The organism is Actinomyces bouchesdurhonensis (assembly GCF_900128465.1).
GTDB lineage: Bacteria > Actinomycetota > Actinomycetes > Actinomycetales > Actinomycetaceae > Pauljensenia > Pauljensenia bouchesdurhonensis.
In genome coordinates this window covers 84,104-95,753 of the sequence record NZ_LT635869.1, presented here as the reverse complement: position 1 = coordinate 95,753, position 11,650 = coordinate 84,104, and the positions used below count along the sequence as shown (strand labels likewise).

General features: G+C 63.5%; 5 protein-coding genes and 2 pseudogenes. 3 read left to right on the top strand and 4 right to left on the bottom strand.

All coding sequences use genetic code 11. The features are described 5' to 3' along the window. Positions 1 to 1,829: 1,829 nt before the first annotated feature. The 4 genes and pseudogenes from BQ7477_RS08785 to BQ7477_RS08770 all read right to left on the bottom strand — a co-directional run. Positions 1,830 to 4,211, bottom strand: a pseudogene (locus BQ7477_RS08785) (DEAD/DEAH box helicase); the annotation flags it as partial. A 186-nt stretch (positions 4,212 to 4,397) separates the two neighbouring features. Further along, positions 4,398 to 5,834 (bottom strand): annotated as a pseudogene (locus BQ7477_RS08780) (DEAD/DEAH box helicase); the annotation flags it as partial. A 320-nt stretch (positions 5,835 to 6,154) separates the two neighbouring features. Next, positions 6,155 to 6,643 (bottom strand): YbjN domain-containing protein, encoded by a 489-nt coding sequence (locus tag BQ7477_RS08775; protein ID WP_073983627.1) that lies wholly within the window; start codon positions 6,641 to 6,643, stop codon positions 6,155 to 6,157. Beyond that, positions 6,640 to 7,098 carry a YbjN domain-containing protein gene (locus BQ7477_RS08770; RefSeq protein ID WP_200783500.1) on the bottom strand — a complete coding sequence of 153 codons (459 nt, stop codon included), beginning with the start codon at positions 7,096 to 7,098 and terminating at the stop codon, positions 6,640 to 6,642. Before BQ7477_RS08770 ends, BQ7477_RS08775 begins: the two co-directional genes overlap by 4 nt. Positions 7,099 to 7,304: 206 nt before the next feature. On the opposite strand from BQ7477_RS08770, the gene BQ7477_RS08765 reads away from it, so the two are divergent. The 3 genes from BQ7477_RS08765 to BQ7477_RS08755 all read left to right on the top strand — a co-directional run. Further along, the gene (locus BQ7477_RS08765; RefSeq protein WP_073983626.1) at positions 7,305 to 8,399 is read left to right on the top strand and encodes a phosphatase PAP2 family protein; all 1,095 of its coding nucleotides are present in this window, start codon (positions 7,305 to 7,307) and stop codon (positions 8,397 to 8,399) included. 138 nt (positions 8,400 to 8,537) lie between these two features. Next, positions 8,538 to 9,062 carry a DoxX family membrane protein gene (locus tag BQ7477_RS08760; protein ID WP_073983625.1) on the top strand — a complete coding sequence of 175 codons (525 nt, stop codon included), beginning with the start codon at positions 8,538 to 8,540 and terminating at the stop codon, positions 9,060 to 9,062. Between the two features lie 752 nt (positions 9,063 to 9,814). Next, positions 9,815 to 11,650 (top strand): ribonucleoside triphosphate reductase (locus BQ7477_RS08755; RefSeq protein ID WP_073983624.1); only part of this gene is annotated, 1,836 nt, incomplete at its 3' end.

The window sequence follows — 11,650 nt, the reverse complement described above, 5'->3', positions numbered from 1 at the left end:
TGGTGCGGGAAAGTCGGTGTTGGAGGTGGTTGGAGTCAACTTGGAGGATGGACAAAACGTGTTGGTTGTGTAGTGACTTTTCGGCGTGTTGGTGCGGGAAAATCAACATTGAAGTTGGTTGTTTCATCGTGGGCACGTGCGTGGTCCCTTGGTCTGTCATGGTGGGCTTGGGCAGGTTGTTTGCGGCGACGGTATCTACCATGCCAGGCCACCGTGCCAGGCCACTGGCTGCGCCACGAGGGGCGGTGCTACCGGCTGCGCTACCGGCGGTGCTACCGGCGGTGCTATGAGTGGTAGTGCATGACTCCCACTGGGCGAGTTATCCATAAATATCGCATGCAATTCCCCCGACACCGTGTCGCACCGCGCATTCATATCGTTGGAATTGCAACGTTTGTGGATGCTGTTGAAAGTTCATTCAATCGAATTGCATGCGAAACTGCTTCGAGGATGTGCGCTTGCACGCACGTGGGCCCGATGGCACGCACGCGGGCCCGACACTTCGCGCGTGGACCCGGTGGTATGCGCGTGGGTCCGATGGTATGCGTGTGGGCGGCGCCCAGGCGCATATCTAGGGGTTGACGTGCGTGTTACGGGGTTAACGCGCATGTTCAGCGGTTCGCGTGCGAGCGGCACGCCAGGTCAGGCGCCGTTGGGTCCACAACGCAGAGCACCTTGCCCACGACACGCCATTGTCAGCGTTTGCTACCGAAATGGTTTGTACTGTGGGCGCCACGCTGCCCTGAGGCGCGACCTCACCGCCCCGAGGCGTGGCCTCACCGGCAGTAAACGGGGGAATTGCGCTTCACGGGGACGTATGCGTGATTTGCTTGCCGATGACTGCGCCGTCAAATGGGGGGAATTGCATCATTAGAGGCGCGACACGTCGGCGACACGTCGAGGGGAGGCTTCTAATGCTGCAAAACCCCCACCATTACCCCCGGTGTCACGCTCGCTAACGGGTCCAATGCTCCCCCACTGGCGCAGAACCGCCCGGCGGGGCGCCACACTGGTGCAGGACTGCTCGACGGGGCGCCACACTGCCCCGAACTGCGACCTCACCGGCAGTAAACGGGGGAATTGCGCTTCACGGGGACCTATGCGTGACTTGCTTGCCGATGACTACGCCATCAAATGGGGGGAATTGCACCATTAGAGGCGCGACACGCCGGCGACACGCCGAGGGGAGGCTTCTAATGCTGCAAAACCCCCACCATTACCCCCGGTGTCATGCTCCCTAACGGGTCCAATGCTCCCCCACTGGCGCGGGACTGCTCGGCGTGCGCCGATAAGGGCCGGTAGGGAGTCGCCGACGGGGCCCTGTTGCACGGGTACGGGTTGCGCGGGCGCGGGTAGGCCGGGGGTCGACAAACGCCGGTGGGGAATCGCCGGCAATGACAAGGGGACGACGGTCGGCCAGCTCCCAGGCGAGGCTTGTTGCCGATGAGGCGAAACACCCGATCAGGAAGATTCAACCCCAACTGATCACGTGCAATCCTCCCTAACAGGTGCAATCCTCCCGATGGGATGGCTCCCATCGGCGGTGCGAGCACGCAAGCACAATGACAGACGACGCAAGCGCACGTCACCGCCAACTTCCATCGGCGGTGCGAGCACGCCACCGACACCTCCCCCGCCGACGCCCGGGACCGAACCCCGCCGACGCCCGACACCTCCCCCGCCGACGCCCGGGACCGAACCCCGACCAACACGCGTTGTCCTATCACCCATGATCTGATGCGTTGGCATCAGGCCGTCACAATCCCAGAGGGTTTCAGGCTGATCAACAAATGACCGAGAGACCATGACGTGCTGACCGTGGAGGGGACCTACGCTCCTGGCGCGCGGTCCTGGAGGTAGGTGAGCAGCGTGATGGCCCCGGCCTTGGAGAGCGGCTCGTTGCCATTGCCGCACTTGGGTGATTGGACGCACCGGGGGCAGCCGGACTCGCAGTCGCACGAGGAAACAGCTTCAAGAGTTGCGCGCACCCACGACCGTGCACTGTGAAAGCCAGCGAGCGCGTGGCCGGCTCCCCCTCGAAACGCGTCGTGTATGAACACGGTGGGCGCGCCGGTGTCGTCGTGCAGCTCGGTCGAGAGGCCGCCGAGGTCCCATCGATCGCAGGTTGCAATAAGCGGCAGGATACCGATCATCGCGTGTTCTGCCGCGTGCAGGGTCCCGGCCAGGTCAGCCGCCTCGATCCGCATCGCGGTCAACGCTGTGGGCGTGAGCGTGAACCATGTGGACTTGGTGGGCAGCGTGTGGGTGGGTAAGGAAAGCTCGATGTTGCGGATGAACTCCAGCCCCGGCAGGCGTAGCAAGTCGTAGTCGGTCACCCGAGTTGACACGTTTGTCGGCCCATGGTGCCAGGTGACGGTTTCGTCGTGGCTCACGTACGTGTCTTCGACCTGGCATACCTCAACGCTCGTGTGAGTCGCGGATCGGGTCCGTAGGGGAGTGCGTACTTCCTCGACCAGGGCGACGCGCGCATCGTCGGTCTTCACGGGCGCAATGATGATCGACGAGGCCTGGGTGTCCGTTCGCATTCGGTTCGTCTTTAGGTCCCGTCCCCGGGTGGCCTCCTCGGTCTCGGGCAGGAGTGCGCGTGGCCATCCTTGGGTGCTGGGAGCGGTTGGCGTGGTGATGGGGCTGAAGCTCAGGACGTGAAAGGTGCGTCCCTGGTGAATGTAGATGGCGCCGGGAAAAACGTGAGCATCAGCGGAGGCTTGGTCGATTGTACCGACGACGGTCCCTGTGGCGGCATCGACGATCTGGATGTCGCCGCCGGAGCCGCGCAGGTCCGTGAGGTCGGCGGGTCGCTCTGGGCGCGTCGCATCCCAGAAGTATCCGGCGGGCCTGCGCTTGATGTATCCATCGGAGGTAAGACGTTCAACAACTCTTTGGAGTTCCGGTCCAAAGTAGCTGATGTCGGACGGTGTGATCGGTATTTCGGCGGAGGCAGCGGCAACGTGCGGCGCTAAGACCCACGGGTTTGAGGGGTCGATGACGCAGGCTTCGACATCACCGAGGATATGCTCGGGGTGGCGCACCAGGTACGAATCGAGAGGGTTATCCGAAGCGATGAGCACGGATGTTCCCGGTGCGCCCGCGCGCCCGGCGCGCCCGATTTGTTGACGCAGGGATGCGCGCGTGCCCGGCCATCCGACCGTGATTGTCGCGTCCAGACCTGAAACATCCAGGCCCATCTCCAGCGCCGACGTCGTCGCCAGAGCCCGCACCGTGCCCGCGCGCAGTGCCTCTTCCAGTGCACGCCGCTCTTCGGGTAGATAACCGCCTCGATACGCGCCCACACTCCCGGCGAGCGCGGACCCACGAGAGGAGAGGCGGTCGCGTACCTGCGCGGCCACGGCCTCGGCCCCCGCACGCGAGCGTACGAATGCGAGCAGTCGCGCCCCCTTTTCGACGAAGGCTGCTGCCAGCGTAGCGGCTTCGACCCCGGCGCTTCGCCGCACGATCGGGACTTTCAGAGTGGCCGCGCCCGGCGGCGCGTCGATGGCGGCCAGGAAGTCAGAAATGTCGACCTCGGACGCGTCCGCGACGATTCCGCCTTGCCACAGGACCAGTTCGTGCTCGCCTGCAGGCGAACCATCCTCGGTGATGGCCACCACGTCGCGCCCCGTCAGTGCGCGACCTACCTCTGCAGCATCCCGCACAGTTGCGCTCAGCATGACGATACGCGGATCAGCCCCCAGGTGATGGGCAATGCGCACAAGCCGACGCACGACGAGCGCAATGTGGGAGCCGGTCACCCCCCGCCAGTGGTGCGCCTCGTCGATGACGATGAGGTGCAACGACGCCAGGAAACGCGACCACCGCGAGTGCGATGGCAGCATGACATAGTGCAGGAAATCAGGGTTCGACAGGACCAGGTCCGCGCTCGCGCGAGCCCACTCTTTCGCCTCGCGCGGCGTGTCGCCGTCCACCGTCGCCACGTGCACGCGGCGCAACCGTTCATCGACGAGGCCGGGGCACCTTCCCGGATCAGCTGGCACCGGGGCGGCGTTGTCCTGACCGAGCAGAGACATCAGAGAAGCCAACTGGTCAGCGGCGAGGGCTTTCGTCGGCGCCAGGTACAAGGCCGTTGGGCGACGGCGAATCGCAGAAATTCGCGATGAGTTGTCGGCCTCAACGAGATCAGACAGTACAGGAGTCCATGCTGCCAGCGACTTTCCTGAGCCNCCCGCCGACGCCCGGGACCGAACCCCGCCGACGCCCGACACCTCCCCCGCCGACGCCCGGGACCGAACCCCGACCAACACGCGTTGTCCTATCACCCATGATCTGATGCGTTGGCATCAGGCCGTCACAATCCCAGAGGGTTTCAGGCTGATCAACAAATGACCGAGAGACCATGACGTGCTGACCGTGGAGGGGACCTACGCTCCTGGCGCGCGGTCCTGGAGGTAGGTGAGCAGCGTGATGGCCCCGGCCTTGGAGAGCGGCTCGTTGCCATTGCCGCACTTGGGTGATTGGACGCACCGGGGGCAGCCGGACTCGCAGTCGCACGAGGAAACAGCTTCAAGAGTTGCGCGCACCCACGACCGTGCACTGTGAAAGCCAGCGAGCGCGTGGCCGGCTCCCCCTCGAAACGCGTCGTGTATGAACACGGTGGGCGCGCCGGTGTCGTCGTGCAGCTCGGTCGAGAGGCCGCCGAGGTCCCATCGATCGCAGGTTGCAATAAGCGGCAGGATACCGATCATCGCGTGTTCTGCCGCGTGCAGGGTCCCGGCCAGGTCAGCCGCCTCGATCCGCATCGCGGTCAACGCTGTGGGCGTGAGCGTGAACCATGTGGACTTGGTGGGCAGCGTGTGGGTGGGTAAGGAAAGCTCGATGTTGCGGATGAACTCCAGCCCCGGCAGGCGTAGCAAGTCGTAGTCGGTCACCCGAGTTGACACGTTTGTCGGCCCATGGTGCCAGGTGACGGTTTCGTCGTGGCTCACGTACGTGTCTTCGACCTGGCATACCTCAACGCTCGTGTGAGTCGCGGATCGGGTCCGTAGGGGAGTGCGTACTTCCTCGACCAGGGCGACGCGCGCATCGTCGGTCTTCACGGGCGCAATGATGATCGACGAGGCCTGGGTGTCCGTTCGCATTCGGTTCGTCTTTAGGTCCCGTCCCCGGGTGGCCTCCTCGGTCTCGGGCAGGAGTGCGCGTGGCCATCCTTGGGTGCTGGGAGCGGTTGGCGTGGTGATGGGGCTGAAGCTCAGGACGTGAAAGGTGCGTCCCTGGTGAATGTAGATGGCGCCGGGAAAAACGTGAGCATCAGCGGAGGCTTGGTCGATTGTACCGACGACGGTCCCTGTGGCGGCATCGACGATCTGGATGTCGCCGCCGGAGCCGCGCAGGTCCGTGAGGTCGGCGGGTCGCTCTGGGCGCGTCGCATCCCAGAAGTATCCGGCGGGCCTGCGCTTGATGTATCCATCGGAGGTAAGACGTTCAACAACTCTTTGGAGTTCCGGTCCAAAGTAGCTGATGTCGGACGGTGTGATCGGTATTTCGGCGGAGGCAGCGGCAACGTGCGGCGCTAAGACCCACGGGTTTGAGGGGTCGATGACGCAGGCTTCGACATCACCGAGGATATGCTCGGGGTGGCGCACCAGGTACGAATCGAGAGGGTTATCCGAAGCGATGAGCACGGATGTTCCCGGTGCGCCCGCGCGCCCGGCGCGCCCGATTTGTTGACGCAGGGATGCGCGCGTGCCCGGCCATCCGACCGTGATTGTCGCGTCCAGACCTGAAACATCCAGGCCCATCTCCAGCGCCGACGTCGTCGCCAGAGCCCGCACCGTGCCCGCGCGCAGTGCCTCTTCCAGTGNTTCGGCCCGCCCGGAGCGCATTCATCGCGTCGCGCTGGTGGGTCCACGGGCGTGACACCCCGCGCCTCTGCCACGCGGCTACGACTGCGGGCGACACCCAGCGCGGCCAGTCCGCGAGCTGTTGCGCGCGCCCCGGCAGGGTCACATGGCCGAGGAGGCGGTCATCACCCGAACTCAGGCGACCCAGCAGGGCAAGAAGGTCAGCCGGAGACGGAGTAGAAAGGTGAACCGAAGGCGCGATCGAACCCCCCGAGGGTGCGTGCCCGGATGAACCAGCTACGGCCTCGTGCGAGGAACACGCCGACGAAGAAGAGCGTTCAGCGCTCATCCGAGTCCGGATCCACCCACCCGAGAGTCTCGGTGGCTGACTCCTTCACGTACTGCATCGCTGCGATACCCGTCGAGATGCCCGAGGCAATCGCATCACGCAGCTGGTCGTTCGACAGGCCCGGCTCCGTGTCAACCACGAAATCCGCGTATACTCCCAACGTCCCATCCGGGGTGGTCGCCGTGTACACTGTCGGGAAATACTTCTCGCGGTTCCAGTTATCGACGGTCGCGAACATCGCGTGCTCCGCACTGGCTGCGGGGATGTCAGGCTCCCACAGTGCCCGAATCGACAGGAAACGCCCCGCGGCATCGAAAGACACAAGGAAAGGCACACGGTCGAAAATTGCCCCGCCTGCGCGGCCTTGCTCAATCACATCCAGGGCGTAGCCCATGTCGCGTACAGCCGCGACAACCCGCTCAAAATCGACTGGGTAAGGGGTTGTGTCATCAGTGGGGACCACAAAAGGACCGTTCATCGCGTAGCCTCCTGGCCGTACTCGTCCCACTCCACGAACCCCGGCAGGGTCGCTTCAAGATCCGCGAAGAAGCCCATAATCATCGCCATGGACGTCTCAAAGAAATGATCGAGCTGTGCCTGCGTGAGCCCAGACAACACAACGATGTTGCACTCTGCGATCAGCCCGTATTGCGCGCCATCCTCAAGCGGAGCCACGTACGCCTTCGGACCGGTGCGCGTCGCGTTACATTGAGCGACCTCGCGCGCCAACTCACCGAACTCCTCCGGCGTGCGGGCAATACCCCGCCACTGTGCGCGCAGCTGCAGGATCTGAGGGTTCGTAGCATTCCAGAAAAACGCGGCGTTCGGCGTCAAGTATGCCAGCTCACCCTCGTTATAGTCGCCAAAATGCACGTCCCGGGACCGCAACAAATCCCGAATACGGTCGGTGCTGACGGGTAAAGAAGTGGCCACTGACAACTCCCGAGTGAAACGTGCAAAATCGGACACCCCCACTCTAACCGAGGCCCCCCTCACGCGCGCGCCCACCTCCTGCCATCGCCGAACACGACGTTGAAACACGTCTCCAAGTCGCTCCCAGCCTCACAAATTCACGAACCCCTAGCCCAACCCACTACAGTGGTACCGGAATAGCCACATCGACAGGAATGGAGGAACACGTGGACGATCCCAATTCCGCTCTGCCCTCCGACCCAACCGTCGACGAGTCCTACACCAAAAGCTCAAAGCCCGTCCGCCCGCGCGCCCGCTCCAGTGAACGCGCAGGAGACACCGACCGAAACCAGCGGGGAGCGGACGCCCCCACCGCTGGCCGTTCCAAGCGGGCACGCACACGGACCGACCCTGAATCCAGTCAAACCGATACGCGCAATGAGCCCAGGCCTCGTCGGTTGAGTTCCGACCCGTGGTACCGGCGCAAGCTCTATCGCCGCCTCGGCAGCGTCATCTCATGCCTTCTCATAGCCGGACTGATCGGCCACGTGGCCCTCACGACAACGTATGGCCAAGTGCTCGACACAATCCTCATGGAAGGTACGATGCGCTCGGCCAGCCAATATGAAGCTTTTTCCACGCTGATCACCGGCATCGTATCCGTGCCCGTCCTCGTTGGAGTCGGCATCATCGTTGCGATCGTCGCGGCCGCCAGGCGCCGACCCACGCTCGCTGGGCGGGCCCTCGGCGCGGTCGTCGGCGCGAACATCACGACTCAGATCCTGAAGGACTACATCCTTACCCGCCCCATCTTGGGCGTCACGACCGGCGCCGGAAACTCCCTGCCCTCCGGCCACACGACGGTCGCCGTCACACTGTCACTGGCGCTCATCGTCGTCGCACCCCAGTGGTTCCGCAGCCCCGCCGCCTGGATCGGGTGGGCGTGGACATCCCTCATGGGGGTATCCGTCATGATGGAAGGCTGGCATCGGCCCTCCGATGTCATCACCGCCGCGCTGATTGCTGGCGCCTGGGCCCTCACCCTTTCGCCCATCGAGCGACGTCCACGGCACGGCATCATGGTCCAACGCGCGATGGTGTGGGTGTGCCTGGCGCTCCTCGGTATCGCCGTCCTCGCAACCATCGCCGCCATGTGGGGGTTCAGCATGTCCGCTGCGTCCCCTGGCTCAGGCTACGGATTCGAGCATTTTCTGCTGATCCGCCCCTGGCGCTCGCGCGTCCTCGGTGTTGCCGCCATCGCGTGGGTGAGCGCCATTTGCGGTCTCATTATCCACGAGGTTGACCGCCTCGCAGGCGAATAGTTCCCACCGCTCGACGTTCGCACCTCGTTCGTCTCCGCCGGGGTTATCTGCTCGAGTCCAGCGGACCCTACGATGCCCGGAAAGGCCCCGTGCCTGGGATAATGGGTGAGTCCGTCATCATCTCCCGAAAGAGTAGTTATGCCCAGCTCCGCTCCGTTCGTTGTTTCTTCCAAGCCTGCGCGCGCCGTCCTGGCTCTGCTGCGCATTGCGGTGGGCTTCGTGTTCCTGTGGTCGTTCCTCGATAAGACTTTCGGCTTGCACTATTCGACGGGTCCGGCGCGCGCGTGGATCAACGGGGGGACGCCCGCGCAGAGCTACCTGACGGGTGCCACGACCGGCAAGCCTTTGGCTTCCTTCTTTGAGTCCCTTGCTGTGCCTGCTGTTGACTGGCTGTTCATGCTGGGGCTGCTCGGTATCGGTGTGGCGCTTATTCTTGGGATCGGGACGCGTCTCGCGGCTGTTGTGGGCGTTATCATGCTGGGCTTCATGTACGCCGCTGTCGCGCCGTGGGTGTGGGGTTCCCTCAACCCGGTCGTCAATGAGCATCTGGTTTATGCGCTTGTCCTCATCTTGATTCCTTTGACGAGCGCTGGTGACACTCTTGGTTTGGGCAGGTGGTGGAAGGGTCTGGGGCTTGTGAAGAAGCTTCCGTTCCTCATCTGAATTGTGTCGTTTCGTTGACGAGGCCCCGGGTTTCCGGTCGCGGCCTCCGCGCTTCGTGGTGGCGACAGTGTGGCGTCGATGGTGTGGTGGCTACGGTCGTTGTGCCGTGGTTTCCCAACAATCTCGCACGTAATTCCCGCGCACATCTTTCAAACATTGAAATCCGGTCGTTGGAATTGCAACGTTTGTGGCGGTTGTTGAATGATCAAGCAAACGAATTACGTGCGAAATTTTGGGTGCGAGGCCGAGGTGTGGGGAAGGGCGGTCGGTGGCGGGCGGCTTCTGGTCGATAGCTAGGAGGCTGGTGGGTGTCGTGCTGTGCTGTTGATCCAGCGCCTTGCTGTGGGACGTTGGTCCCCGAAAGTTTCTGAAAAAGCGATGGGGTGGTGAGGGGAACAGAGCGACTCGCGAGATCAGCGTGTGACACTCGATTGACACTAGATATGGTGGAGAGTGTTCGGTCCGAACACAACATCTAGTGTGATGCGGTGAGCGAATCTCCCGAGAGGATGCTCGTTCCGGGCGAAGGCAAGCGCTACCACCCACAGTGCCACGGCCTCGCCCCACCAGTGTGGAGTGTTCACGACGTGTCGAACAGGCCGCAACGCTTGCGCGCGTTGCCCGCAGTCGAGACAAACGGGCGCAGTACAGCGATAACCGAACAACCAATAACTACAACCGCACCAGCGCACGCGGTGCTTCATTCGCGCCGCCGCGTACATCCAATCGGAAATCAGGACAGGACAGGGACCATGACCGCACCCCGCTACGACGTCGACGCCATCGCAACCGTGGAGGAGTACCTCGACCGCTCCGACTGGCGAGTCAACGCCAACGCCAACCAGGGGTACTCGCTCGGTGGCCTGATCCTGAACTCGGCGGGCAAGATCGTCGCCAACTACTGGCTCGAACACGTCTACACGCCCGAGATCGGCGCCCCGCACCGCGAGGGCGACTACCACATCCACGACCTCGACATGTTCGCCGGGTACTGCGCGGGCTGGTCCCTCAAGCGCCTCATCCAGGAGGGCTTCAACGGTGTGGGCGGCGCGATCGCCTCGGCCCCGCCCAAGCACTTCTCGTCGGCGTGCGGCCAGATCGTCAATTTCCTCGGCACCCTCCAAAACGAGTGGGCGGGTGCCCAGGCGTTCTCCTCCTTCGACACGTACATGGCGCCCTTCGTGCGCCTGGACGACATGGAGTACGAGGAGATCGTGCAGTGCATGCAGGAGCTCATCTACAACCTGAACGTGCCCTCGCGCTGGGGCAGCCAGTGCCCCTTCACGAACCTGACCTTCGACTGGACGTGCCCGGACGACCTGGCCGACGAGCATCCCCTCATCGGCGACGAGGTCGTCGATTTCACCTACGGTGAGCTGCAGCGGGAAATGGACCTCATTAACCGCGCGTTCATCGAGGTCATGACGGGCGGCGACGCGGATGGTCGCGTCTTCACGTTCCCGATCCCGACCTACAACATCACGCCCGACTTTGATTGGGAGGGCGAGAATGTCGACGCGCTCTTCGATATGACGGCGAAGTACGGCCTGCCCTACTTCCAGAACTTCATCAACTCTGACCTGGATCCGCACATGATTCGCTCGATGTGCTGCCGACTTCAGCTGGACCTGCGCGAGCTCCTCAAGCGCGGTAACGGCCTCTTCGGTTCGGCGGAGCTCACCGGGTCGATCGGCGTGGTCACGCTCAACATGGCGCGCCTCGGCTACCTGTACAAGGGGGACGAGGAAGGCCTCGTCGCGCGCATGGACGAACTCATCGACTTGGCTTCCCGCTCTCTCGAAATCAAGCGCGAGACGATCCAGTACCACATGGATCACGGCCTGTTCCCCTACTCGAAGCGCTACTTGGGCACGCTTGACAACCACTTCTCGACGATCGGCGTCAACGGCATGAACGAGATGGTGCGTAACTTCACCGATGACGCTTATGATCTGACGGACCCGCGCGGCTTCGACATGTGCGTGCGCATCCTGGACCACGTGCGTGATCGCATGGTCCAGCTTCAGGAAGCCACCGGCCACATGTACAACCTCGAGGCGACACCTGCGGAGGGGACGACCTATCGTTTCGCGAAGGAGGATCGCAAGCGCTTCCCCGACATCATCCAGGCGGGCACGCCCGAAGAACCCTACTACACGAACTCCTCGCAGCTGCCGGTCGCGTACACGGATGACCCGTTCCAGGCGCTTGAGGATCAGGAGGTCCTGCAGGGCAAGTACACGGGCGGCACTGTCCTGCACCTGTACATGGGCGAGCGCCTGTCCTCGGGGCAGGCCTGCAAGGAGATGGTGCGCCGCTCGCTGACGGCCTTCAAGGTCCCCTACATTACGATCACGCCGACCTTCTCGATCTGCCCGGTTCACGGTTACCTGGCCGGCGAGCACTTCACCTGCGACAAGTGCGCGGCCGCTCACCCGGATGCCGAGCCGCAGGCCTGCGAGGTGTGGACGCGCGTCATGGGCTACTTCCGCCCGGTCCAGTCCTTCAACATCGGCAAGAAGGGCGAGTACCACGAGCGCCAGATGTTCTCCGAGGACGCTGCAGGCGCTCACGGCGAGCTCGTCAGC

Excerpts from the sequence above, each read along its gene's own strand:
- BQ7477_RS08775 (WP_073983627.1), bottom strand. The coding sequence starts at position 6,643 with ATGAACGGTCCTTTTGTGGTCCCCACTGATGACACAACCCCTTACCCA.
- BQ7477_RS08760 (WP_073983625.1), top strand. The coding sequence starts at position 8,538 with ATGCCCAGCTCCGCTCCGTTCGTTGTTTCTTCCAAGCCTGCGCGCGCC.